General features: G+C 42.4%; 26 protein-coding genes and 3 pseudogenes. 28 read left to right on the top strand and 1 reads right to left on the bottom strand.

Annotated features, from left to right (window positions below):
* The first annotated feature begins 314 nt into the window (after nt 1–314).
* The 9 genes and pseudogenes from ACR8BL_RS04890 (at nt 315) to ACR8BL_RS04850 (ending at nt 5,979) form a co-directional block, all read left to right on the top strand.
* Nucleotides 315–851, top strand: coding sequence for a GNAT family N-acetyltransferase (locus tag ACR8BL_RS04890; protein WP_434751578.1), 537 nt, complete (start codon nt 315–317; stop codon nt 849–851).
* A 400-nt stretch (nt 852–1,251) separates the two neighbouring features.
* Nucleotides 1,252–1,533 carry a hypothetical protein gene (locus ACR8BL_RS04885; RefSeq protein ID WP_434751577.1) on the top strand — a complete coding sequence of 94 codons (282 nt, stop codon included), beginning with the start codon at nt 1,252–1,254 and terminating at the stop codon, nt 1,531–1,533.
* A 209-nt stretch (nt 1,534–1,742) separates the two neighbouring features.
* Nucleotides 1,743–2,144 (top strand): GNAT family N-acetyltransferase, encoded by a 402-nt coding sequence (locus tag ACR8BL_RS04880; protein ID WP_110899751.1) that lies wholly within the window; start codon nt 1,743–1,745, stop codon nt 2,142–2,144.
* A gap of 206 nt (nt 2,145–2,350) precedes the next feature.
* A complete protein-coding gene (locus ACR8BL_RS04875; RefSeq protein ID WP_434751576.1) occupies nt 2,351–2,734 on the top strand; it encodes a DUF6547 family protein in 384 nt (127 codons plus the stop codon).
* 185 nt (nt 2,735–2,919) lie between these two features.
* A complete protein-coding gene (locus tag ACR8BL_RS04870; RefSeq protein WP_434751575.1) occupies nt 2,920–3,675 on the top strand; it encodes a class I SAM-dependent methyltransferase in 756 nt (251 codons plus the stop codon).
* A 593-nt stretch (nt 3,676–4,268) separates the two neighbouring features.
* Nucleotides 4,269–4,493, top strand: a pseudogene (locus tag ACR8BL_RS04865) (GrpB family protein); the annotation flags it as partial.
* Nucleotides 4,483–4,683 (top strand): annotated as a pseudogene (locus ACR8BL_RS04860) (GrpB family protein); the annotation flags it as partial. The pseudogenes ACR8BL_RS04865 and ACR8BL_RS04860, both read left to right, overlap by 11 nt.
* Before the next feature lie 57 nt (nt 4,684–4,740).
* Nucleotides 4,741–5,358 carry a Type 1 glutamine amidotransferase-like domain-containing protein gene (locus ACR8BL_RS04855; protein WP_434751574.1) on the top strand — a complete coding sequence of 206 codons (618 nt, stop codon included), beginning with the start codon at nt 4,741–4,743 and terminating at the stop codon, nt 5,356–5,358.
* 87 nt (nt 5,359–5,445) lie between these two features.
* Complete coding sequence (locus tag ACR8BL_RS04850) at nt 5,446–5,979, top strand: MepB family protein (RefSeq protein ID WP_434753018.1); 534 nt, start codon at nt 5,446–5,448, stop codon at nt 5,977–5,979.
* A gap of 95 nt (nt 5,980–6,074) precedes the next feature.
* Here the strand turns inward: ACR8BL_RS04850 and ACR8BL_RS04845 are convergent, their stop codons facing one another.
* On the bottom strand, nt 6,075–7,031 hold the full coding sequence (locus ACR8BL_RS04845; protein WP_434752279.1) for an IS30 family transposase: 957 nt from the start codon (nt 7,029–7,031) through the stop codon (nt 6,075–6,077).
* Nucleotides 7,032–7,043: 12 nt separating this feature from the next.
* Between ACR8BL_RS04845 and ACR8BL_RS04840 the strand changes: the two genes are divergently transcribed.
* The 19 genes and pseudogenes from ACR8BL_RS04840 to ACR8BL_RS04750 all read left to right on the top strand — a co-directional run bounded on the left by ACR8BL_RS04840 (nt 7,044) and on the right by ACR8BL_RS04750 (nt 24,021).
* Nucleotides 7,044–7,427, top strand: a complete 384-nt coding sequence (locus ACR8BL_RS04840; protein WP_434751573.1) for a hypothetical protein — start codon at nt 7,044–7,046, stop codon at nt 7,425–7,427.
* A gap of 378 nt (nt 7,428–7,805) precedes the next feature.
* Nucleotides 7,806–8,282 carry a GTP pyrophosphokinase gene (locus tag ACR8BL_RS04835; protein ID WP_434751572.1) on the top strand — a complete coding sequence of 159 codons (477 nt, stop codon included), beginning with the start codon at nt 7,806–7,808 and terminating at the stop codon, nt 8,280–8,282.
* Entirely contained in the window at nt 8,254–8,682 is a 429-nt protein-coding gene (locus tag ACR8BL_RS04830; protein ID WP_434751571.1) for a hypothetical protein, read from the top strand. Before ACR8BL_RS04835 ends, ACR8BL_RS04830 begins: the two co-directional genes overlap by 29 nt.
* Before the next feature lie 60 nt (nt 8,683–8,742).
* Nucleotides 8,743–9,192 carry a hypothetical protein gene (locus ACR8BL_RS04825; protein ID WP_434751570.1) on the top strand — a complete coding sequence of 150 codons (450 nt, stop codon included), beginning with the start codon at nt 8,743–8,745 and terminating at the stop codon, nt 9,190–9,192.
* A 171-nt stretch (nt 9,193–9,363) separates the two neighbouring features.
* A complete protein-coding gene (locus ACR8BL_RS04820) occupies nt 9,364–9,684 on the top strand; it encodes a DUF6557 family protein (protein WP_434751569.1) in 321 nt (106 codons plus the stop codon).
* 95 nt (nt 9,685–9,779) lie between these two features.
* Nucleotides 9,780–9,940: pseudogene (locus ACR8BL_RS04815) on the top strand (macro domain-containing protein); the annotation flags it as partial.
* 170 nt (nt 9,941–10,110) lie between these two features.
* Nucleotides 10,111–10,659: a helicase gene (locus ACR8BL_RS04810; protein WP_434751568.1), complete on the top strand. Its 549-nt coding sequence runs from the start codon at nt 10,111–10,113 to the stop codon at nt 10,657–10,659.
* Nucleotides 10,660–10,751: 92 nt separating this feature from the next.
* Nucleotides 10,752–11,030, top strand: a complete 279-nt coding sequence (locus ACR8BL_RS04805; protein ID WP_434751567.1) for a hypothetical protein — start codon at nt 10,752–10,754, stop codon at nt 11,028–11,030.
* 46 nt (nt 11,031–11,076) lie between these two features.
* Nucleotides 11,077–11,559, top strand: a complete 483-nt coding sequence (locus ACR8BL_RS04800; RefSeq protein WP_434751566.1) for a DinB family protein — start codon at nt 11,077–11,079, stop codon at nt 11,557–11,559.
* Between the two features lie 51 nt (nt 11,560–11,610).
* A complete protein-coding gene (locus tag ACR8BL_RS04795) occupies nt 11,611–12,129 on the top strand; it encodes a phosphotransferase-like protein (RefSeq protein WP_434751565.1) in 519 nt (172 codons plus the stop codon).
* Nucleotides 12,130–12,279: 150 nt separating this feature from the next.
* Complete coding sequence (locus ACR8BL_RS04790) at nt 12,280–12,768, top strand: DinB family protein (RefSeq protein WP_434751564.1); 489 nt, start codon at nt 12,280–12,282, stop codon at nt 12,766–12,768.
* Entirely contained in the window at nt 12,765–13,700 is a 936-nt protein-coding gene (locus ACR8BL_RS04785) for an acetamidase/formamidase family protein (protein ID WP_434751563.1), read from the top strand. The genes ACR8BL_RS04790 and ACR8BL_RS04785 overlap by 4 nt, the downstream gene beginning before the upstream one ends.
* Before the next feature lie 425 nt (nt 13,701–14,125).
* Nucleotides 14,126–15,520: an extracellular solute-binding protein gene (locus ACR8BL_RS04780; protein ID WP_434758326.1), complete on the top strand. Its 1,395-nt coding sequence runs from the start codon at nt 14,126–14,128 to the stop codon at nt 15,518–15,520.
* Between the two features lie 26 nt (nt 15,521–15,546).
* Nucleotides 15,547–16,950 carry an ABC transporter substrate-binding protein gene (locus ACR8BL_RS04775; RefSeq protein WP_434751561.1) on the top strand — a complete coding sequence of 468 codons (1,404 nt, stop codon included), beginning with the start codon at nt 15,547–15,549 and terminating at the stop codon, nt 16,948–16,950.
* 287 nt (nt 16,951–17,237) lie between these two features.
* Nucleotides 17,238–20,111 carry an extracellular solute-binding protein gene (locus ACR8BL_RS04770; RefSeq protein ID WP_434753017.1) on the top strand — a complete coding sequence of 958 codons (2,874 nt, stop codon included), beginning with the start codon at nt 17,238–17,240 and terminating at the stop codon, nt 20,109–20,111.
* A 72-nt stretch (nt 20,112–20,183) separates the two neighbouring features.
* Complete coding sequence (locus tag ACR8BL_RS04765) at nt 20,184–21,089, top strand: carbohydrate ABC transporter permease (RefSeq protein ID WP_434753016.1); 906 nt, start codon at nt 20,184–20,186, stop codon at nt 21,087–21,089.
* A 21-nt stretch (nt 21,090–21,110) separates the two neighbouring features.
* Nucleotides 21,111–21,956, top strand: a complete 846-nt coding sequence (locus ACR8BL_RS04760) for a carbohydrate ABC transporter permease (protein WP_434751560.1) — start codon at nt 21,111–21,113, stop codon at nt 21,954–21,956.
* Nucleotides 21,957–21,971: 15 nt separating this feature from the next.
* On the top strand, nt 21,972–23,411 hold the full coding sequence (locus ACR8BL_RS04755) for a gluconolactonase (RefSeq protein ID WP_434751559.1): 1,440 nt from the start codon (nt 21,972–21,974) through the stop codon (nt 23,409–23,411).
* Complete coding sequence (locus ACR8BL_RS04750; protein WP_434751558.1) at nt 23,398–24,021, top strand: Yip1 family protein; 624 nt, start codon at nt 23,398–23,400, stop codon at nt 24,019–24,021. Before ACR8BL_RS04755 ends, ACR8BL_RS04750 begins: the two co-directional genes overlap by 14 nt.

Raw genomic sequence — 24,021 nt, 5'->3', positions numbered from 1 at the left:
ATAAAATTCAAGCTGCGGTTCCTTTAGAGCCTTGGTCTGCGGGATGGATTTTCGGAGAGGAATTACAGCTGACAACCCCTCCAGGGTTCATGAATACAGGGACGTTATCGGAAATCAGCAAACACCAGGAAAGCCCTTAAAATTCCGTTGATTATCTATAGTGCCTAGAAGATATTCACCTAACGGGCAGGATAATTCAAACTTCAGTACAAAACAAATTAAATAAAATATACTCTTGTTTTAGTTCACTCGCCGCCCTAATATGGTAATGAATGGACGGTATTCTTAGAAAGTCAATTTCATAGGGGGACATTATGAATAATCTAACAATCGAATTGTGCGAACGTAAAAACAAATTTATCATCAATAACCTGTACCCGCTGTACTTACACGATTTAGCCGAAATTCGGAATGAACTGCCCAATAAATATGGTGTTTTCGAGGATGATGACAAATATCATACACTTGAACAACAAATACCTGTATTTGATATATGGTGGGAAAAAGAGGGGGTTCTGTTTCCTTATCTAATAAAAGTCAATGGATTACCAGCAGGATTTATCTTGGTTGCGACGCCACCATATTTGTTTGATAATTGTGACTTTATGATAAACGAAATATTTATTCTAAGACCTTATAGAGGTAAAGGAATAGGCGAAAAGGGAGTAAGAGAAGTCTTCAATTTACATCGAGGAAAATGGATGCTCTTTACTACACCAACGGACAAGAACTTGAACACTATAAGTTTCTGGAGAAAAACATTATCTGGGTACACAAATAATCAATTTACCGAAGAAGATAAAGAACTGAATGAAGTCGGATTCTCCAAAGTTTTTAAATTCAATAATTAAGTTGGATACATTGGGGAATAGAGGCTCGAAAAAGATACTGGATAGATAGAAATTATCTACTATTTGTGATATTAGCGAATGTAAGAAATCGATATAATACTCAACAATCTCACTGCCAAAGGGACTGCCTCCGTTGAACTAACGGGACACGATAGTTAAAGATAACTAAAGTTGAGGAATATTTCAAAGAAGACGCTGACATCCGATAACAAAGCATTCCTACATCGTCGTATTCGCTCCTCGGCCGCCAAGGGGAATTTTCAGAGAAGTGGTTCAGGCGACACATTCAACCAGCTAAGTCTGACGACCCGTTCCCTACGGTCACTTAAGCTGTTTGAACGTCAGGAATGCACAAACATTAGACGAAACAACCTACAAACGAATAAGGGAGAATTATGAAATGGAAGAAAAAAATAAGTTTCACTCTTGGTTAACAGATAATACTAAGCTATCCGAAAGCACTAAAGTTAAGTATACGGCGGCTATTAATACAATTTCAGAGGGATTAAAACAATATAATTTAATAGAAAGTAACCTTTACTACATAAAATCATCTACTGGACTAATAGCGGCACAAAAACAATATTTTAAGATAAATGAATTCAGCAATAAAGATGAGAAAGGTAATCGAATGTATAGTAATGCTTTCAAATACTTTATTGAGTATAGAAGAGATTTATAAAGGAAGATAAAAAGTTAAGAATCTGAAAGTTTTTTCAAGATGAAGGTTGAATCGCATAACATCATATTCAAGGAGCGGCTCCTACAGGAGCCTTGGTCTGCTGGATGGATTTCGAGGAGGGATTTCAGCAGACAACCCCTTCGGGGTTCATGAATACAACAACGTTATCCGATACTCCCAATTAAGACACAAAAGATAGGAGCAATATTATGACAATCATGTTCAAAGAAATAAAAGACATTGATAAACAAGCAATTCAAGAACTGTTCCACTCGGTGGACTGGAAATCAGGAGATTTCCCAGAAGATCTTAGACAAGCAATAAAAAACTCGCATACGGTTATTACTGCATGGGATGATACCAAATTAATCGGCTTAATAAATGCACTGTCTGACGGAGTGATGACAGTATATTTTCATTACATGTTAGTACATAAAGAATATCAATCATTAGGAATTGGAAAGAGAATGATGGAAAAAATGCTTAGTCGATATTCTAATATCAAAACAAAAGTGCTTATATCGTATGATAGTGCAGAACAATTCTATGGAATATTTGGATTTAAGCCAGAAGAAGGAACTAAAGCCATGTTTATTTCAGATATGGTATAGCATTTTGTGAGTTTATCAAAGAAGTTGGGAGCATCAGATAACAAAATGTTCATGTGTCGGGTGATCGCCCCCTTGGTCCGAAAGAAGTTAGAAGTTAAATCGAAGGGGAATTTCAGTAGCGAGGAAGCATAGTCATCGGACACATCCGCACCCACCTAACCGCGTCGCGGCCAGTCGCATACGCTCCTTTAAGGTGGTGGGGCGTCATGAACACAACAACGTTATACGAAATTTCATATAGTGCGGAGGAATATATGAAAGAAGACAAACATTCAAAGAGTCTTCAGAACTATAAAGATTTTATTGATGAATTAGTTGAAATTCGGCCTGGAGTATTATCAAGATGGGTATTGACTAATGGGTGGCCAAAGACAGAAGAGAATATAAAAGTTAATGAATTCATTGGTTCGCTGTCTGAAGAACAAAAACAAATACTTGCACAAATCATTCAACAATCACGAGATGGTGGTATACATGACGTTTTGGTCTTCTTAAATGATGAAATAAACCTTAATGGAATGAAATTGATGAAAAATGACATTGAAATAGTGAAGTTTCGTATAACATTATATTCACACTTCGGAGCCTAGCGGCACCCTCGGTCCGCGGGAAGCAAAAGGAAAGGATGCATTTTCAGCAGATACATCTGCGCCGACTAACCGCATCGCGGCCAACTGGTGGTGCAGCCATAAGTCAGTGAGGCGTCGTGAATACAGGAACATTAGCCGAAAGAACCGTGAATCGTAAGAAATGAGTGTAAGAAATGAGGGGATAAATGAAAATTATTGAAGAAAAGTTCAATCGATATGGTGAACAAGATTACGACAAAGAATATATCAAATGGGGTTTTGATGACCTTGAAACCCAGATCGTTATGGCTGAAAAACTGAAAAGGCTATTTGCCGAGAATTCAAACCATATTCTGGACATTGCATGTGGAATATCTAGGTATCATCAAGTGTGGTTGAAATCAGGTTATGAGGTTACAGGTATAGACATCTCAGATACTTTCATTGAATATTCAAGGGATTACAACAGGGATTTTGAAAAGGCAAGTTACTTTGTTTGTGATTTTAATGAATTAAGTTTTGACAACAAATTTGATGTAGCGATTTGGACTGATCCAGTTGGATTAACAGGGGTATCTACGAATCGAGTGTTCAACGCTTTAAAGCCAACCGGTATCTTTATCTATGAGATGTGGAATGAAAATTATTTTAAATTCCATACTGATGAACGACACAATGACTGCTGTACTTGGACATATCGCGATGGAATTTATCGCTTGGTACGACACGAATATAATAGAGCGACATGTGTTTCGGAACACGAAGAGATAATATTTGATATACCCAATGATACGATGATTCATAAGACAGGATTGGGTGCAAAGAATGTAAACAGTTATTCTCATGTCCAAATTATGGAGGCTGCAGGTTTTAAGAAGGTGCGGTTCGTAGATTATAAGGGGCAACCATTTAATTCGGAAAACCAACAGATTAAACAGTTTTTTATGATTGGTGAGAAGTAAGCAGGAAGGATTTCGAAGAGACATTACAGTAGACAACTCTGTTGGGTTCGTGAATACAGAAATGTTATACGAAATCTGAGAAGTCATTAGTGAATAGACTTGAAAACATACCAGTTAATTCTCTTTCGCATTGCTAAATACTAGAAAAAGGCATAACTTATAAATATATTTACTTGTGTTTTTAGCTCTGTCTATATGACCATGGGTACTTTACCCGAATTCTCGTCCACAAGTACGAACGCCCAACATATTTTTATTTCCTTTCTTACCTTTGTAATTATTATGGAGGTGTTGCGTATGCAATTAAGTAACACTGTAATACAATCCATTATGACGGTTTGTGTATCTATATTTTGTGGCGTCCTAGAGAATAGAGTGTATGGGGCTTATGCAAGCCTCCATAGCTAAGAACACAAGGGTTGTCTATCATACTGATAGACAGCTTTTTTTAAATCAGCTATTTTTTTGGGGAATGTAATGAGCCTTAGTGAACAGATTATCAAGAAGTAGATCAAGATATCCCCGATATCGACTAACATCATATCCATCTATAGGAGCCTGGCGGCTCCTTGGTCCGCTAGCACGTTGGAAGTACATTGGTACCGAATCTTGCAGCCAAGCGGATCATTGATATTGATGTAGTAATCGAATCTATGGAGTACCTACCATGGGTAATCAAGAACCTAGACGAACTAGGATATGTACACGAAGGTGATTTAGGAATTAAGAACAGAGAGGCATTTGCAAGAAAGACGTTTATCTACCTTACAGTAGTACGGCTATGTAAAGCACGAAGATCATCTATACGTACGCAATAGAGAAAGTGACGAACTACACAGACATATAATGTTTCGAGACCTATTAAGGAAGCATCCCTTATTCGTATCTGAGTACTCAAATTTGAAGATCCAACTGTCATCTGAATTCAGAAACCATCGCAAAGCCTATACTGAAGGAAAGACCGAATTTGTTACGAGGATAATGAATGAGTACAAAGATGTTTTGTAGAGTATTTCAGGAAAACGAAGAGATCTGATAAACAATTATGTAAGGACGGGGATTCCAATGAGTAGCTTGTTACTAACCTCTTGTGGATTTAATACGGAAGATATTAAAAATCAATTTCTGGATTTTATAGATAGAGATATTTCTCAATTAAAGGTCGCTATTATTACAACAGGATCCCCTATGAAAGAAAATAATAGATATGCTCAAAGGGCAATGCAAGATTTCAAGGACATGGGGTTTCAGCATATTACGTTTGTAGATATCGAATTGGATGACCCGCAAATTCTCATACAAAGAGATGTTATATATATCAATGGTGGAAATCCATTTACATTATTGTATTACGCTAAGAAAAGCGGTGCTGATGAAATTATTAAAACATTGGCTTCACAGAAGAATGTAATTATAGTTGGAGTAAGTGCTGGAGCGTTAATACTGGGGCCGAATATTAACATTGTCGATTTGTTTACTCCACAGATGAATACAATGGAGCTAACGGATTTTGAGGCATTAGGTGTAACCGACAAGTTTATTTTTCCTCACTATGATCGAGAGGACCTATTTAAAGATAGTACGAATAAAACAATTGAAGAGAGAATAGTTGAATTTGAATCCATTGAGAACTGTAAGGTGACAAGACTTAAAGATGAAGATTATATTTCAATCTTATCTTAATGAACCAAGCACATCGAGGTCGAAAGTTCATTGAAAGTAGATTGAGAAGATATAAGAGAATGGAAGTGTAGAAAAGGAAGTGCAGTAATAGATGATTTTTATGAGGTATTCACATATGTAAACGAGAATTTTTATAAGCCAAATAACTTGATCGTCAAGGATATCCAGGAAGAAATCCAAAATGAAAAATATGGTTCAGGCAGATTTCGAATGAATTCCAAAACGGTTAGATTTAGGGTTGCGAGGAAAACACCCAAAAAGATAGGTCAATTTGTTGTCTGTTGGGAAAAAGGCAGTGACAACAAAAATCAAGCATATTCATATGAAGATGCTACTGATTTGTTAGTCATTAATACTTTCGGAAGTCATAACAAGTTTGGGCAATTCATTTTTCCAAAAGATATATTGTTAGAACATAATATTCTCAGAACAGATACTTCAAATGGGAAAATGGCCATAAGAGTGTATCCTAGCTGGGATACACCTACGAGTAAACACGCTATAGCAACACAAAGATGGCAATTACCCTATTTTATAAACATGGATCATGCTTCTTCTTTACAAGAATTTGGTAAGTATTTTGTAGATGATGCTGACTCTGGGTCTCACTTACCCGGATGATGCTGTGAGCAAGCCGAGCACAAGATATTTTATCTATATTAATTATCAATAATATGGATGCTGAGCACAATGCAGATATATTTATTGACGGATTGTCAAGCCAAGTGCGACAGTTCCTCTGAAAAGGATTCGTGAGCGGTTCTCCAGCTCAGGCATTTACGTGGTCTGTTATTGATCAAGTCCAGAGCGTTTTCTAGAGCCTCATCCGTGATTTGGGCAAAATCGGTCCCTTTGGGAAAAAACTCTCGCAGGAGGCCATTGGCATTTTCATTCGAGCCGCGTTGCCAGGAGGAATAGGGATCTGCAAAATACACCTGCACTCCATGAACGGCTTCCAGGCTGGTGTAACAGGCGAATTCCTTGCCACGGTCCGCGGTAGCGGTTTGAAACGCTCGGGCAGGATACTGCGAAGCCGCTACCCCAAAGGCAATCTCCATGGATAACGCAGTACGATCAAGCATGCGAATCGCTGTGTACAAGCGGGTTTTCCGTTCGATGAACGTCGCTACGCAGCCCTTGCTTTTCCCACGGCCCGAGACGACCGTATCTAGTTCCCAATGACCGAAGGTTTCCCGGTGACGAACCTCTTTCGGGCGCTGAGAGATGGGTTTACCCACAGCAAACTTGCCGCGTGTTTCTGCTGGCTTCTGCCTCTTCCCTTTGTGTCTGAGGACGGCAAGCACGCCTTTCTCCAAGCGGCCTGTATAAAGCCAACGATAGACCGTTTTAAAACATACCATCGCTTGACCTTCCTGACGTAAACGCTCTACGATCTGTTCCGGAGACCAGGTCGCCTGAAGCTTTTCTTCGATGCGACTCGCCAGTTCTGGATTCCACTTCCCTACGGAAACGGAGGCCTTACGACGCTGGACATAGCCCTCTTGAGCGTTCTCCGCGCCGTAGGGGTGTTCTGCTGTATTTCGGCGGAGTTCACGGCCAATGGTGGCATGATGTCTGCCCAGTTCTTGGGCAATTGCTCGGGTACTTTTCCCCTGCTGGTGGAGGATTTCTAGCTTGCTGCGTTCGACTATGCTAAGATGTGTGTAGCTCATGGTGGATTCTCCTTGTGTGAATGGTTGTGTGAGAACTTTCATTCTACACGAATCCGGCCATGGGCCATTTTTTATTTATTTCCAGCAGGTGTCGCACTTCATATTACAATCCGTCTTATTAATAAAAATATATTATACCCGACAGTCTTTCATGAAGAGATTAAAATAACAAAAGCGGTTGTTGATAAGAGTACATTTGATAACGAATTTTTCAATGAAACGACTTTGAAAATCAAAGAAGAGTATGTTGGCGATGATGAAAAATTACAGTCCTGGAACAGAGATTATATTTTCAAACCTAATGAGAATGACGAATGGGAATTTAGTGGGTTTTCTGGAACATTGAATTTCTCGGGAGAAGATTACAACCTGAATTATTTAGAATTAAAAAGATAAACTAGAAAGAATACATTGGATTACAGCATATTTACGCTACGGGGATAGGCTCTGTGTCTGGCATACGCCGGGCACCCAAAATACGTCTGAGCGTGTCTCACTGAATCAATGGGCAAGCAATTTGTTTGTCCTTTTTATCTTACTCCCATCTGTCAACTTTCGGATATAGCAACTATATCATATATTCTACGCTTCATTTCTGTTATGGCAATATCCTAACCCATACCAATGACTACTTTTCAATACAGGCTGAAAGGGTTCGACATGATCAAAGAAAAATTGACGAAATACTACGTTACTATGAAAATAAGGGAGTAAGATTATTGGTTTAAATGATCTAAATATCTGAGTGTAATTTTATATAAGGAGCTGATCTTAATGAATATCGAATTAGCTATATCAATTGCGTTGCAAGCTCATAAAGGACAGATCGATAAAGGCGGACACCCGTATATTTTACATCCGCTAGCTGTTATGAACAGGGTTGAAACCATGGAAGAGAAGATTGTGGCTGTTCTCCATGATGTTATTGAAGATACAGACGTCACGATTGAAGCGTTAAGAGAATACGGGTTTTCGGAAGAAATCTTAACTGCAATCCGTTTATTAACAAGATCGAAAGAGGATACGTACGAACAATTTATCGAAAAGACATTAATGAATCCAATCGCAAGAAATGTGAAGATCGCTGATATTAAAGAAAATATGAATATATCCAGAATAAAAAATCCCACGGAGCATGATTACAATCGATTAGAGAAATATAAAAAGGCTGTGGAAAGATTAGAGGAGCATACGACTGAGCCAGTGCAGTTTTTTCATGTAAATGATCCTTATAGGGGCTTGGTCATCTGAGGCATTTTTTTATGATGCATTTGAAGATACACAATTAGAATTTCATGGGGATGGCACAGGGTGTCATGCTTTTTTAAGGCCTTATGGTCAGGATATTACTTTATTCAGATGGAAGTTAATGAAGGATCGGATCGAATTTGAAGAGTATTTCCAAGTATCCATTGAAGTGAACGAGAATACAAATGAAGAGCAATACTCCACGGAATCATTGGAGAATAATTATTCAGTAAAGTTTTTCAAAGCCAGGGGCGTAAATGTTGCTAATCAAGAAATTGACGTAATCGCGTTCTATTCTCCTTTGATTGATGGGGTCAACTCACAGTCATTTGGAATGATCTCTAAAACATGGGATAAGTCATTTATCGATGTGGCAAGGAGATATGAGCAGGATATATTATAGATATTGGAAACTGCGCTGCTTAGAGCAACAAATACAAATACTCAATCTTTGGAGTTCATTATGAATAAACTGATCGCTTTATTAATAGGTGTTCTTCTACTTATAACAGGTTGTAGTACTACACATAAGGTCAATACCGATTCAACCAAAGAATTAACAAAAGAATTGAAGGAACTTTCTCCGTCCATCGAAAAAGTTCAATTTACATTTACCCGTCCAAACTTGACTTACCGAATAGACATGAGCGAAGAACCGAGTAAAGAAGAACTAGATTCGATTCTTACGGAAATTAAGAAATTTACAACAGTCGATAACATGAATGAAATTGCTCGCAGCGTTAAATGGGGACTGGAAATATCCGAAATTTATCTTGATCTGAATACGGATGAGAATACAGAAACCATTGAACATACCTATTACGCGAGGTATTTCAAAACATCTGATGCTAGTGATTACTCTGATACGAATATTGAGGGTTATAACATTTGGTATGAAATAAATGAAAAATAGAAACTTCCAGGATATCAATTTAACGTTACCCTTAACCTAAAGAACAGGAGTACAGTCAGATGGTTACTTTTAAAGAAATTTTAGATCGTGTTACTTTTGAAGCCGTTTGGGATAACTTAATTAATTACTATCCTGATATGTCTCAAATAGAGGAAAAATACTTCATAGTATGTGAGTCCCATTCGTTCACAAAGCCCCGCAAACAATGTGGAGGAAATGATTATTCATATAGATTCAATTGATTCTGATGATAAGGATAAAAACAACATCGAATATCGAGTACATGGAAAAAATAACTCTCCTGAGTGGAAGGGATATTGGGATATTTCCGCAAGTAAGTGGGGAGAATGGTTAGGTTTTTATATGGATCAACAGGTATTTGAGAAATTCACGGTTGAACAAATTGTGGCACTTTGTTTGGTTGAAATGACTTGGTTTGGTTTTTCTGAGGAACGAATCAAGGATCGGATTGATCATCTTGAAGATGAATAACAATCCGAGTAAGGAAATGCAATAATACCTACAATTCTAGAAAACTTGATATTTACCATCGGCTGCGAAAATTATGATGTGACCGGAGGGCAATCATGGAAGTAATGTTTAATGACGCGATAATTCAATTGGTTCAAGGAGATATAACCAAAATCGAAGTGGATGCAATAGTCAATGCTGCAAACACGAGTTTAATGGGGGGGGCCGAGTAGATGGTGCCATCCATAAAGCTGGAGGAAGAGCAATATTAAATGAAGAAGAAGCAACCTTAGAACAAGGATGCTTCTTTTTTCAATATTACACTTCGCAAATGGAACATTGTGGGTTATATTGGTTATGATTTGGTTGTCTGGTAGAGAAATGGTGGGAGAGCGCCCTGATTGTGAATTGAATATATACTCATCAAATTTCTAGGGGGGAATAGGAGTGCTTAACCAGGAAGGGATTTACCCGCATTGTCCCGTGGAAATAAGAGTCCTAGAAGTTGGGGGACTAAGCAAAGCGCAGCTTAAACATAAATTGCAGCAGTGTTCAATTCGAATGAATGAATACGGACATAAACTATTTGATGACGAGAAGTTTATTGTTTCTCATATAAAGAGGAGTCTAGAAACGGTCGAATTATCCGTTAAAAATCTGGGGTTTTTGAATGGAGCTACAACCTTGCAACTCTTTCAAGCAGCAGATGCTCATGGTTTGCAATTATGTCCGGTCGATTTGGGTCCCTTTTTTAGAATACAGCATTTGGATCAACCTGAGACATATACATCAAGCTCTGACAAAGGAAACCAAGCACCATCGGGTTCACTTACGATAGCGTCTGAACCACTTAGTGAAGATGATTTCTTTCCAAAAGGTTTTTATCTCAGACGTATAAATGATGAGTTATGGTTACGGGGATACACTGCGGATAATCTGCATGTGTGGAATCCCGATGACCGCTTTATCTTTTGCAGAACGGGGAGTATCCAATAGAAGACTTGGTTTAACCTGAAATCGTTAGAGAACTTCAAAACAATTCGAGGTTCATATTGGAAAGGAGATGGTTCGAGTTGAAGCCAATCCCCATGATTTTTTCGTTCATTTTCATTATTTTAGGGATCAGTATATTGTCACTTACCAAAACGATTGAAGAGGTCGTTCCCAAACTGGGATATGCCGCATTTCAGGCAGCAGGAGCAGGAAGTTATAGTCCAGGTAGCTATGAGATGAACTTGGGGCTGAATTACTGGATTGCAGGCATCTGCATCCTGATTGGAACGATCACCTTCATTCGTCCGTTTTTCTCGTCTTCAATTACCGAAATGAAAAAGAGAGACGAAGAGTTTGAAGAGAAATATAAGTGACAAGCTTTCTATAGGGAAATTTTGAGATAAAAAGTGAGGTGTAACGATGAGTTATAAAGCAATCCTTTTAGACCAGTTAAATGCGTGTTACGACGATCCGAGCTGGTTTACGCCGCTTCATGATATATTGGTTGATCTCACGGTTGAGGAGGCTGCTTATGTACAAAGCGAACAGGGTCACTCCATATGGGGTATCGTAAACCACCTTATTTTTTGGAATCAAAAATGGCTGGAGAGATATATATCCGAACATATAGAAGGAAATTATTCAGCCCAAAATGATGCTACCTTTGTTGTTGATCCGTCTGAAATCAATGATCTACAGTGGAGGGAAACCCTACATAAGCTGGAAACGGTCTTTCGTGATTGGAACAAAGCGCTTGAGGAAAGTGACGAAAACAAACTGATCCAACCCATTCCTTCTTTTTTTAATGCTCCTTGGTGGAGAGTTGTTTCAAATCTATGTACTCATAATGCGTATCATATTGGTCAGATTATGTTGCTCAAAAAAACAATGAGACAGACGTAGTACGTTGTGAAATATTTTTATAATAATACTTTAGCAAGGGAAGATAACATAATGGATAAAGGTAAAATTATATTTTTAAATGGGGTAACGAGTTCGGGGAAAACGTCTATTGTAGAGGCGATGCAGTCTTATGATGATCCGTTTTTCTATGTTGTGGCGAATGATTTATTTGAAAATACAATCGGAGATAAGCATCTCCAGACCGATTACTGGAAGTACCTGAGTGAAGCCATCATTATGATGTATCACACAGCAAAGGTATTCTCAGACCATGGCAAACATGTGCTGATCGATGGGATTCTGGTTGAAAGGCCGGAGCTTGCGCCGCATTATGAACAAGTGAAAGCCATTTTTGAAGGATATCCGCTGGAGATTGTGGAGCTTTACTGTCCTCTCGATATCTGTTGTCAGCGTAACATTGAGCGTGGTGATCGGAGAGAAGATCAATCGGAAGAGCAGCATCAAATAATGGCTTCCGACATTCAATATACGTACTCGGTGGATACGAGTCTGCATGCTCCGGAAGAATGTGCGAAGAAGATCATTAATACCTTGTTTGAAAGTGAATAATGGTTCTTTCATCATTTGAATTGAACAGAATGAATTGCCAAGCAGAATCGTCCTTATTCTCCAGCGATTGCCCTCGAATTGTAATGAAGAGAACATTGAGATATAGAAAAGTGAAACATCTTCTTAAAAGAGAGAAGGGGGACGTAGATTATGAACAAAGAATTGGAACAATTGCTTCAGGCTTTTGAAGAATGGACGTTGTTTGCCAAAACGTTGACTCATCTTGAGGAGAAAGTCTGGAATTCCAGCTTGAAGAAAGGAAAGTGGACGATAAAATCGATCGTAAGTCATATGATGTTATGGGATCGATATTTTTATAAGGAAGCGATTGAGAAGATTGCCCTGAATCAACAGATTACGTTGAGGCATCTGGATTTTGATGATTTTAATCGCAAAGCTGTGGAGTACGGAAACCGCACAGAGACGTCCGAAATCGTACATAAGGCGATCACGTACCGCCATAAAATTATGAACGATATCCGAGGGTTATCGGAGAAACAGCTTTATCAACGATATGTGGATCCAGAGAACAAGGACAATGTATTTTATATTCCCCAATACCTCAAAGATTTTATATGGCATGACCAGCATCATATGGAGCCGTTAAAACAATATCTGGCCAGGGAGGGATTGTTATGAGTATGCATACGATTACATTAGCTCAGGAACATCTGATTGGTTCATTTACCAATGAGGTATCACCCGTTTTGAACGTAAAATCAGGTGATTCCATTCGTTTTCAGACGCTGGATGCGGGCTGGGGCACGGGAGAAAGTTATGCGGAACGGATCAAACCTTTTCCACGGCAAGGTGAAAAAGATGGGGGTCACGCCTTAATTGGTCCGATTTATATCGAAGAGGCAAAGCAAGGAAAGGTACTCGAAATTATTTTCAATGAGATCGTACCCGGGAGTTACGGTTTCACTTCCGCTGGCGGATATCCGAACTGGCAGAACCAAAAGTTACATCTAACAGAGGTAGAAGAACTGTCTCTGAACTGGACACTTGATCGGCACACGATGAGCGGCTCCTGTGAGGTGGGGGGCAAGTCTTACAGCGTATCCTTAAATCCGTTCATGGGTATCGTGGGCATGCCGCCAGAATCAGGAGGAATTCATACAACATGGCCGCCCCGCTATTGTGGAGGAAACATCGACTGTAAGGAACTGGTTCAGGGGAGTAAGTTATATTTACCTGTTCCTGTGGACGGCGGTTATCTTGCGGTTGGTGATGGTCATGCACGGCAAGGCGATGGGGAAGTCAGTTGTCAGGCGATTGAATGTGCCATGGAGCTTGTAGACATCACAGTGAATGTGATAGATGATGTACAATTGACCAATCCTCGTGCGTATACGCCATCCGGCTGGATTACCTTTGGGTTCGATGAGGATCTGAATGAGGCAACCGTTCAAGCGTTGGACGGTATGTTAAACCTGATGGGTGAGCTGTATGGCTTACAACGGGTAGAAGCGATTGCGCTTGGAAGTGCGGTGATTGATCTGCGTATCACGCAAATTGTGAATGGTGTAAAAGGTGTGCACGCATGTTTGCCCCATGATGCTTTTAAGTGACGGAATTAATAGGTTAAGTAACTCATCTGGCAGGTGAAGTAGCGGTTTTATAATATCTTATACGAAACCCTCCAACGTGGCATTTAGATTGACGTTAGAGGGTTTTGGTGATTTATCCCCTTTAAGTGTTTTATTTTCCTGAAATTGTGCGGAATGAAATGGGGACGATCAAAATATTCTAAATAATAACAGAATATGTATTGACCCAAGGCTTTTTCTGATACTATAATGAAATGGGTTTCATGAAATCCGTTTCATTAACTCCGAACAACTTAGTAAGCGCTTTCTATTGAAGGGGTGATCACAGGTTTTCAAGTTCCCATCTATGGCAGCCTTGTGGTGAGTTAAGTCATTCGAGGAAGTCATCCAAGCGTTCTGCAAGCTTGATTCATCTTTATCTAACTTTGAGGGGGAGCGTGTGTAAGATGAAGTTTGTGCGAAGGAAAAGGTTTAGTCCACTAGTGATGTTTACCTTATTGGTAACCATTATGGCTGGCTGCAGCGGTGGAGGTACACCAGCTGATACAGCGAATAAGCCGCCTGCGAACGAAAACAAAGAAGCGGCGGTTGAACCTGCACAAGAGAAACAGGAGCCAGCCGTGGATCTGAAAGGCAGAGCTGTCCGAATATCGAACTGGTGGGATGCGGCTCCCAAAGGAGACTCGGAAGCAGATGAACGGGCTCGGGAACGGATCAAAAATGTTGAGAAGAAATACAACGTTAAAATTTCTTATTTAAATACGGATTACGGATCAACGTCCGAGAAAATTTCTTCATCGGTGATGGCCAACGAACCTTTTGCAGAGATTGTGCGTGTGCCTGACGGATATATCTGGGGGCTAATGCAGGGCGGATTCCTTACACCACTGGATGATTATCTGAAAGATACGCAGATTAAGCCGGATGTTATCGACTCCATGCGATTTGGCAGTGATAAAGTATATGGTCTGACAGGGTGGTATACCCCGAATGACAGCGGAATGTTTTACAACAAACGAATATTTAAGGAAGCTGGTTTGAAAGACCCACAGCAGCTGCTGGAGGAAGATAAGTGGAACTGGGATACGATGCTGGATGCAGCCAAGAAGCTGACCGTGGATAAGAACGGTGATGGCAAGATGGATCAGTATGGTCTGTCTGGTGCGTATTACGTACTTCATGAAACGCTGATCGGAAGCAACGGCGGTAAAATGTATGACGAGGCAACGCAAAAGGCAGCGTTTGATTCACCTGAATCTTTGGAAGCGCTTAACTTCCTGTATAGTCTCTACAACGACCATAAAGTCGTGAAGGCTAACGCGGGCAATGACTGGGAAGACCCTTCCAAATTTTTCTCGGAAGGCAACATTGCGATGTACCCTGGAGGATTATGGGAAGTAGAAGGTCGTATTCTGGATAAGTTAAAAGACGACTGGGGTTATGTTTACATGCCTAAAGGTCCCAAAGCCAAAACCTATCTGGATACAGTCAACAGTACCGAAAGTTTTGTTATTCCCAAGGGTGTAAAGGACGCCGATGTTATCGTCAAAATCTGGGAAGAGCTTCAGGACTTTGACAACTGGCAGGATAACCACCGTCTGTGGCTGGAGAACATTTTACCAGACGAAACTTCTATAGCTAACGCCATGAATGACAACGGACAGGTTGAACGGGTATACGGAGCACGGGCTGGTGGGTTAGGTGTCAAGGAAGCACTTGGCAGTGTGACTGAAAAGTTTGTGAAAGGTGAAGTGACCCCATCTACAGGTGTTGCTCAGATCATTGGACCTGCCCAGGCAGGAATCCAGAAAGTATTGAAGGGCGAAAAAGCAAGTAAGTAAAGTCATTTATTTGAGGGAGGCAGCCCATGTTGAAAAAAATGATGTCTAACAAAGTGATGTTATTTGTTTTATTTTCTGCATTGATCATGCTTTTGTCTGCATGCAGCGGTTCTGACAAACCGGCCGAGCCTGTTGCTAAACCAGCTGAAACAGAGACTAACACAGCACCCGCGAAGGAAGAAGTGAAGGAAGAGGCTACGCCAGCTCCTGATCTGAACGGACGGGTCATTCGAATATCGCACTGGTGGGATGCCACACCAAAAGGGGATTCGGAGTCGGATGAACTAGCACGTGAACGGATCAAAATGGTGGAAGAAAAGTATAACGTGAAGATTAAGTATCTGAACACCGAATACTGGTCTACTTCTGAAAAACTGTCTTCTTCTGTGCTCGCCAACGAGCCTTTTGCGGAAATTGTGCGTATTCCCGATGGTTTCATCTGGGGACTAATGCAGGGCGGATTTCTGACACCGCTGGATGATTATCTCAAAGACACTCGGGTGGAAAAAGATGTTGTTGATTCGATGCGCTTTGGAGGCGACAAGGTGTATGGCCTGGAAAGCTGGTATACACCGAATGAAAGTGGCATGTTCTATAACAAACGGATCTTCAAGGAAGCAGGTTTGAAAGACCCGCAGCAGTTAATGGATGAGGATAAATGGAACTGGAATACGATGTTGGATGCGGCTAAAAAGTTAACGGTTGACGGCAACGGTGACGGAAAAATGGATCAATATGGCCTGGCTGGTGCACATTACGTGCTTTCGGAGATGCTGATCGCGAGTAATGGCGGCAAATTGTACGATGAGCAGACCGGCAAAGTCACGTTTAATTCACCCGAAGCAATGGAAGCGCTTAACTTCCTGCATAGCCTATACAATGAGCATAAAGTGATCAAAGCGAACGGAGGAAACGACTGGGAAGATCCAGCCAAATACTTCGGAGAAGGTACCATTGCAATGTATCCGGGGGGACTATGGGAGATTGAAGGTCGGATCGTAGATAAGCTGAAGGATGAGTGGGGTTATGTCTATATGCCGAAGGGACCTCAAGCGAAGACATATCATGAACCATTCGGTCAGACGGCAGCTTACGTGATTCCTAAGGGAGTTAAGGATGCCGATGTAATCGTGAAGATCTGGGAAGAGCTGCAAGACTTTGATAACTGGCAAGATAATCGCCGGCTCTCCCTTGAGAATATTTTGCCGGATGAAACATCGATTGCAAATGCGATGAATGATGATGGTAAGGTACAGCGCTTGTTTGGTGGACGCTTCGGTGGTCTCGGCATCAAGGAGCAGCTAGACAGCGTAACGGAGAAGTTTGTCAAAGGTGAAGTTACACCTTCTACAGGTGTTGCACAAGTTATTGCACCTGCGCAGGCTGCGGTGAAAAAAGTATTGAGTGGAGAGCAGGACAAGAAAAAATGATTTATATAAGTTGAACTATTTATTTAGAAAAGGGAATCAAAAAAATCCGGGGATAACAGCGATGGGAGGTCATTCTGTCATCGGAGTGCTCCGTGTAAACTATCTTTAATTCAACTTATACAGCAATTTTTCGATTGATGCGATAGGAGAAGTAACGGCCTCATGTCTGTTCCCGTTAGCCGGAAAACAGTATGCGGGGCCGTCCATCTGATTAGGTTCACGAGAGTCAGTTAAAGGAGGGGCATTGGGTGAAATTCACATTATCCCGAGTGACGATTGTTGTCGTCATGTTAATGCTCGTCGTGGTGTATGCGATATTCAGTTCCGGTGCAAGCGGCAATTCGAAAACCGGAAATCGAACATCAGATCCGAGCCGTGTGATGCCGATATCGGAGTCTGCTGCTGAGGGTAGCTATGATTATTATCTGCAGCAATTCCAGAACGAAAAAAGGCCTTCCAGGGAAATTGTCATTCAGGGAGCAGATTACACAGCTGCTGAAGGAATGAAACCCGAGATGATCATGGAGCTCGGCGGCGAAACGGGCAAGTTTATACGAACAGAGGAAAGTGGTTCAGTGCAATGGGACGTGGATGTGCCGGAATCCGGGATGTATCACATGACCTTGCGCTATTATCCGATTCAAGGAAAGAGCTCTGCCATTGAACGCGAATTATGGATTGATGGGGAACTCCCTTTTAATAGTGCACGTAATATGAGCTTTCACCGTGTTTGGGTCAACGAGAAGTCTGAAATCGAGCAGGACAACAGAGGCAATGACTTGCGTCCGCGTCAGATTGAAGCACCGATGTGGCAGGAGTCCATCCTGAGAGATAAAGAAGGCTATTATGAAGAGCCGTACCAGTTTTATTTTTCAGCAGGGAAACACTCCATAAAGCTTGTATCAACACGGGAGCCGATGGTCATTGATTCGATCAAACTGCATCATTACGAAGAACCGCCATCCTACGCCGAACTGAAGCAGGAGTACGAATCGAAGGGATACGCGGCAACAAGTGGACACTTGATCAAAGTTCAAGGGGAACAAGCCGCAACCAAGTCATCACCGACATTGTATCCCATTACAGATCGATCCAGCACATCGACGGAGCCTTATGATGTTTCTAAAATCAGAATGAACACCATTGGCGGAAACAACTGGCGTGTGCCGGGGCAATGGATTGCATGGGAAATGGATGTACCGGAGGATGGATTATATAAGATTGCGATCAAAGGCAGACAGGAATTGCTGAGGGGCATATACTCCACCCGTTCGCTGCAGATTGATAACAAAATACCATTCAAAGAGATGACACAGATACCATTCTTCTATGATTCCGATTGGCAGATGAACGTCTTGGGGAATGAAGATGAGCCGTATTTATTTTATTTGACCAAAGGAAAACATAATTTGCAACTTGAGGTCAGTCTGGGAGCCATCGCGCCTCTGATCCGTCAGGTTGAAGCCAGTGTGCTTGAGATCAATGCAATGTATCGGAAAATTCTGATGATCACAGGTAATGTACCTGACCCGTATCGTGATTATCAATTAGAGAAACAGATTCCGGACATGGTGAAAGTGTTTCGTGAGCAAGGTGATATTTTGAATGCAGTATCTGAAGAGTTGATTCGTCTAACAGGAGAAAAGAGTGATAAAACGGCGATTTTGAATAAAACCGCATATCAGCTGGCCGATCTGGCCGATAAACCGGAAACCGTTCAGAAACGGTTGTCCCAATTCAAAATCAACGTCGGTAGTGTCGGTTCTTGGCTCTTGGAAGTGCGTGAGCAACCACTGGAGATTGATTATCTGCTCTTGGCCTCACCTGATGAGAAGTTGCCAAAAGCAACTGATTCGGCTTTCCGCAAAGTCGGACATGAGGTGTCGTCTTTCTTCCATTCCTTCTTCGAAGATTATGACACGATTGGTAGCACAGCCGATGAAGATAAATCCGTTACCGTCTGGATTGGTACAGGCCGCGACCAGGCGCAGGTATTAAAAGCGATGATTGATGATACATTTACGCCGCTGACTGGCATCAGTGTTAATCTCAAGCTGGTCAATGCAGATGTGTTGCTTCGTGCCTCGCTCGCAGGAGAAGGTCCGGATGTGGCTATGCAAGTAGGTAATGATGTGCCGGTTAACTTCGGCATGCGGCACGCAGCAGAGGATTTGTCCACGTATCCGGGTTATCACGAATTAATTAAACAGTTCAGAGACAGTGCAATGGTTCCTTATCAATTTGAGGATGAAGTATTTGCGCTGCCGGAACAGCAAATCTTCAACATGTTATTTTACCGAAAAGATATTCTGGAGCAGCTTGATCTGAAGCCACCGCAAACGTGGGAAGACGTGTATGCCATGATCCCGGTGCTACAGAAGCACAATATGGAAATGGCACTGCCGCTTGCTCAAACGACAGGTGTACCGGTACTCGAAGTGAACCGGGCATATGCAATGTTGCTGTACCAGATGGGCGGTTCATTTTATTTGGACCATGGTGCCAAGAGTGGCATGGATACGGAGATAGGGCTTGAGGCGTTCAAAGAGTGGACGAATTTCTATACCAGTTATAAGCTTCCGCTCACTTTTGATTTTCCGATGCGTTTTAGAACAGGAGAAATGCCGGTCGGTATTATGGATTACACGTTCTACAACTATCTGTCCGTCTCTGCTCCAGAGATCAAGGGATTATGGGAATTCGTTCCGGTTCCAGGCCTCAAGCAGAAGGATGGAAGCATCAAACGGGATGTGGCGAGTGGAGGTACGGCAACTGTAATGCTCAAGCAATCCAAGCATAAGGATGCGGCATGGGAATTCATGAAATGGTGGGTCAGCAAGGATGCACAAGTTCGATTCGGACGGGAAATGGAAGGTCTGATGGGAGCTGCTGCGCGCTATCCAACCGCCAACATTGAAGCATTACAAGAGTTACCGTGGCCAATTCGCGATTACCGCAGTTTGGAAGAACAGTGGGAGTGGGTGCAGGGGGTTCCGGAGGTTCCTGGAGGTTACTTTACAGGTCGTCATCTGGACAATGCATTGCGTGAGGTCGTCAATAACGGTACGAATTCCACTGACGCCATCTATGATTATGTGCAGGAAATTAACTATGAAATTCAGCAGAAACGAAAAGAGTTTAAATTGGACGGAATGCGCTAGGGAGGGACTCTTTTGCAAAAGGCAAACATGGTGACTAAAACCGGTTCTCAGCCCAAGCGCACGCCTGCCGGCATGCCGGGCAAATGGGAACTCTTTGTCAGAGATATGAAGCGGGATAAACATTTGTATGTCCTGCTATCACCGTATATGTTGTTATTTTTACTATTTACTGTGTTTCCCGTCATCATCTCCATCTTCTTCAGCTTCACCAATTTTAATATGTTGGAGTTTCCGCAATGGGTCGGCTGGGAGAACTACTCCAAGCTGCTCTGGAATGATGATGTTTTCTTGATCGGTCTCAAAAATACGATTATCTTCTCGGTGGTTACCGGACCGATCAGTTACATCGCCTGTTTTGTTTTTGCATGGCTGATCAATGAGCTGAATCCCAAGGTGAGAGCCTTCATGACACTGATCTTTTTTGCGCCTTCGATTTCGGGCAATGTGTTTTTCATTTGGCAAATTATTTTCTCCGGGGATTCGTACGGCATTATGAACGGATTCTTAATGAAAATAGGGGTCCTGTATGAGCCCATCCTGTGGCTTCAAGATCCTAAGTATATGCTGGCGATCATCATGCTTGTGCAACTGTGGCTCAGCTTGGGAACCAGTTTCCTGGCATTCATCGCCGGTTTGCAGACCGTGGATCGTACGCTGTATGAAGCGGGTGCTATCGATGGAGTTCAGAATCGTTGGCAGGAACTATGGTACATTACGCTACCTTCGATGCGGCCTCAGCTGATGTTTGGTGCAGTCATTCAGATTACGGCATCTCTAGCAGTTGCCGAAGTGGCTACGGCACTTGCCGGTTTCCCAAGTGTGCAGTATGGTGCGCATACGATTGTCACTCACTTGATGGATTATGGAACGATCCGCTTTGAAATGGGTTATGCGTCTGCCATTGCAACGGTGTTATTCGGTCTGATGCTGGGTTCCAACCTGCTTGTACAAAAGCTTCTGAAGAGAGTGGGGGAATAGCGGATGAAGATAGCCTTGCGTATGAAACGGAAAATCAACAGATCTTGGCAGGTCGATATCCTGCTGTTCCTTGTACTTGGCGGATTTGGCGCGTTTATGGCGGTTCCGCTCATCTACGTGATCAACAATGCGTTTAAACCGCTGGATGAGCTGTTCATTTTCCCGCCAACCTTGTTTGTTCGGAATCCAACGCTCGAAAATTATTCGGATCTGTTTCAGGTCATGAAAAATTCATGGGTTCCCTTTTCCAGATACATTTTTAATACCGTATTTATTACCGCAGCGGGTACGTTCGGTCATATCATTCTGGCCTCTGCGGCGGCATATCCACTGGCAAAACACAAGTTTCGCGGACATAAGATTTTGTTCACGGTGATTGTCTTGTCACTGATGTTCTCGCCGCATGTCACGGCCATTCCGAACTATATGATCATGTCGACACTCGGCTGGCTTGACTCGTATCAAGCGATCATTATTCCGGCTTTTGCTTATCCACTCGGCTTGTATCTGATGAAGCAGTTTATGGAGCAGATCCCGGATGCCTTGCTGGAGGCAGCTAAAATGGACGGTGCGAGCGAGTATCGGATTTTCTTACAGGTGGTTATGCCGCTAGTAAAACCGGCATGGTTAACCTTGCTCATCCTGATGATGCAGATGCTGTGGGGAACCGATGGTGGAAGCTTCATCTACAGTGAGCAGCTCAAAACGATGCATTACGCTATGGGACAGATTGTACAAGGGGGGATTGCTCGTGCGGGGGTAGGCGCTGCCGTTGCTGTCATCATGATGACAGTACCAATCGTAACGTTTGTATTGTCGCAGAGCAATGTCATTCAAACGATGGCTTCATCCGGCATGAAGGATTAAGAGAGGGTGTTAGAGATGAGAGTGAAATCATGGCTGATCGTTCTGGCAGCTTCCCTGCTGATTGCCGGACTCGGACATAACCAGGCTCATGCGGCACCGTATGAGGGATATACCTACAACTACTGGGGAGATGCGGTTAAGTCACCCATCGCGTTTCTTCCCTCCAGAGTAATCACAGGTGAAGAGGCCGGAACAGGAGCGTGGCAGTCTCCACTGGATTTATATGCTGCAAAAGATGGCTTGCTCTATGTTCTGGATTCAGGGAATGGACGGATCGTTGTCTTGAACGAAAAATGGGAAACGGTTCGTGTCATCCAGGGTTTTAAGCATGACGGTAAACAGGACAATTTTAACAATCCTGAAGGTCTCTTCGTTACGGAGGCGGGTCAAATCTACGTAGCGGATACGGAAAACAGACGAATCGTAGAGTTGAATCAGGACGGCACGTTTGTGCGTGCCATCGGTGCGCCGGAGTCGGATGTGCTGAGTGATACGTTTGAGTACTTTCCTCGAAAGGTCATCGTGGACAAAGCAGGACGGATCTATGTGGTTGGCCGCGGGGTCTTCGAAGGCTTGATTGAGTTTGATAGTGACGGACGTTTTACAGGATTTATGGGTACGAATCGCGTGCAGTTTGATCCGGTTGATCTGTTCTGGAAAACAGTATCGACCAAGGAGCAACGAGAAAAAATGATTCGTTTTATCCCGCTGGAGTTCAACAATGCTGATATCGATGACGGCGGTTTTATCTATACAACGACAGCGGACAAAAACACAGCCTCCGCGGTCAAAAGATTGAATCCGTCCGGCATAGACGTGCTTCGGGTCAACGGAGAATTTGCACCGGTCGGTGACTTGAGCATCAATCGATCCTCCTTCAGTGATATCAAAGTGTCCAGTAACGGTGTCTACCGTGCACTGGATTCAACGAGAGGACGGGTGTTCACGTATAACGAGGATGGCAATCTGCTCTATGTCATCGGTCAGCTGGGCAATCAGATCGGTACATTCAAAAATCCGGTAGCCATTGAAAGCCACGGGGATGCTATCTATGTACTGGATCGGGATCTCGGCCGGATTACAGAATTCAAGTCCACAACCTTTGGAAGCTTGGTCAATGAGGCCAATCGGTTGTACAGCTCCGGCAAACATACCGAGGCGGCAAAGTTGTGGCAGGAGGTACTGCGCCTGGATGCCAACTATGAAATGGCTTATGTCGGTATCGGCAAATCGATGCTGAGAGAAGGAAAGTACAAGGAAGCCATGACCAATCTGAAGCTGGGGAATGACCGCGAATATTATTCCAAAGCTTTAGCGAAATATCGCAGAGAATACATGCGGGAATATTTCGGCATTTATATGACGGTGGCGATTGCATTGCTAATCAGCATCATCGTCTGGCGCCGAGTCGTCAGATCAAGGAATGAGAGGGGGGTCAGAGATGTCGCTAATTAAGGAGCTCAAATACTCTCTGCATGTAGCGGTACGCCCTTTTGATGGATACTGGGATTTGAAGTATGAAAATAAAGGCAGACTGCGTGTGGCATTGCTGGTGCTGCTTGCCGTGACAGTAACGATGATCTTGAAGCGACAGTTTGCCGGATATGTTGTGAATAACAACTATCCACTTTCGCTCAACAGTATTAATGAGTTTAAGTATATTGTGCTTCCTTTTCTCCTCTGGTGTATCTCCAATTGGTCGCTGACTACACTGATGGACGGAGAAGGCAAGTTCAAAGACATTCTGATGGCAACAGGGTATGCGATGCTTCCGCTTATTCTGGTCAACATCCCTAATATTTTGCTGAGTAATGTGATTACGCTGCGCGAATCTTCTTTTTATTACTTGCTTGATTCGTTCGGTGTCATCTGGTTTGTATGGTTGCTTTTTATTGGAACCAAGACGGTACATCAGTATTCAGTCATGAAAACGATTACGACCATGCTGCTTACCCTGGTTGTCATGGGCGTTGTAATCTTCCTGGGTTTACTTTTCTTTAGTCTGATCCAACAGATCATCAGTTTTGGTTACACCCTCTTTCAAGAGATCACACTGCGCGAATAG

The organism is Paenibacillus amylolyticus (assembly GCF_051136285.1).
In the GTDB taxonomy this organism is placed as follows: Bacteria; Bacillota; Bacilli; order Paenibacillales; family Paenibacillaceae; genus Paenibacillus; species Paenibacillus amylolyticus_F.
Note: the sequence above shows the minus strand (reverse complement) of the source record. Positions and strands in the feature narration are given on the sequence as shown.

Excerpts from the sequence above, each read along its gene's own strand:
- ACR8BL_RS04880 (WP_110899751.1), top strand. The coding sequence starts at position 1,743 with ATGACAATCATGTTCAAAGAAATAAAAGACATTGATAAACAAGCAATT.
- ACR8BL_RS04760 (WP_434751560.1), top strand. The coding sequence starts at position 21,111 with ATGAAACGGAAAATCAACAGATCTTGGCAGGTCGATATCCTGCTGTTC.
- ACR8BL_RS04890 (WP_434751578.1), top strand. The coding sequence starts at position 315 with ATGAATAATCTAACAATCGAATTGTGCGAACGTAAAAACAAATTTATC.
- ACR8BL_RS04765 (WP_434753016.1), top strand. The coding sequence starts at position 20,184 with ATGCCGGGCAAATGGGAACTCTTTGTCAGAGATATGAAGCGGGATAAA.
- ACR8BL_RS04770 (WP_434753017.1), top strand. The coding sequence starts at position 17,238 with ATGTTAATGCTCGTCGTGGTGTATGCGATATTCAGTTCCGGTGCAAGC.
- ACR8BL_RS04845 (WP_434752279.1), bottom strand. The coding sequence starts at position 7,031 with ATGAGCTACACACATCTTAGCATAGTCGAACGCAGCAAGCTAGAAATC.
- ACR8BL_RS04800 (WP_434751566.1), top strand. The coding sequence starts at position 11,077 with ATGAGTTATAAAGCAATCCTTTTAGACCAGTTAAATGCGTGTTACGAC.
- ACR8BL_RS04775 (WP_434751561.1), top strand. The coding sequence starts at position 15,547 with ATGTTGAAAAAAATGATGTCTAACAAAGTGATGTTATTTGTTTTATTT.
- ACR8BL_RS04750 (WP_434751558.1), top strand. The coding sequence starts at position 23,398 with ATGTCGCTAATTAAGGAGCTCAAATACTCTCTGCATGTAGCGGTACGC.
- ACR8BL_RS04790 (WP_434751564.1), top strand. The coding sequence starts at position 12,280 with ATGAACAAAGAATTGGAACAATTGCTTCAGGCTTTTGAAGAATGGACG.
- ACR8BL_RS04755 (WP_434751559.1), top strand. The coding sequence starts at position 21,972 with ATGAGAGTGAAATCATGGCTGATCGTTCTGGCAGCTTCCCTGCTGATT.
- ACR8BL_RS04795 (WP_434751565.1), top strand. The coding sequence starts at position 11,611 with ATGGATAAAGGTAAAATTATATTTTTAAATGGGGTAACGAGTTCGGGG.
- ACR8BL_RS04870 (WP_434751575.1), top strand. The coding sequence starts at position 2,920 with ATGAAAATTATTGAAGAAAAGTTCAATCGATATGGTGAACAAGATTAC.
- ACR8BL_RS04875 (WP_434751576.1), top strand. The coding sequence starts at position 2,351 with ATGAACACAACAACGTTATACGAAATTTCATATAGTGCGGAGGAATAT.
- ACR8BL_RS04780 (WP_434758326.1), top strand. The coding sequence starts at position 14,126 with ATGAAGTTTGTGCGAAGGAAAAGGTTTAGTCCACTAGTGATGTTTACC.
- ACR8BL_RS04825 (WP_434751570.1), top strand. The coding sequence starts at position 8,743 with ATGAATAAACTGATCGCTTTATTAATAGGTGTTCTTCTACTTATAACA.
- ACR8BL_RS04830 (WP_434751571.1), top strand. The coding sequence starts at position 8,254 with ATGATCCTTATAGGGGCTTGGTCATCTGAGGCATTTTTTTATGATGCA.
- ACR8BL_RS04835 (WP_434751572.1), top strand. The coding sequence starts at position 7,806 with ATGAATATCGAATTAGCTATATCAATTGCGTTGCAAGCTCATAAAGGA.
- ACR8BL_RS04785 (WP_434751563.1), top strand. The coding sequence starts at position 12,765 with ATGAGTATGCATACGATTACATTAGCTCAGGAACATCTGATTGGTTCA.
- ACR8BL_RS04855 (WP_434751574.1), top strand. The coding sequence starts at position 4,741 with ATGAGTAGCTTGTTACTAACCTCTTGTGGATTTAATACGGAAGATATT.
- ACR8BL_RS04885 (WP_434751577.1), top strand. The coding sequence starts at position 1,252 with ATGGAAGAAAAAAATAAGTTTCACTCTTGGTTAACAGATAATACTAAG.
- ACR8BL_RS04805 (WP_434751567.1), top strand. The coding sequence starts at position 10,752 with ATGATTTTTTCGTTCATTTTCATTATTTTAGGGATCAGTATATTGTCA.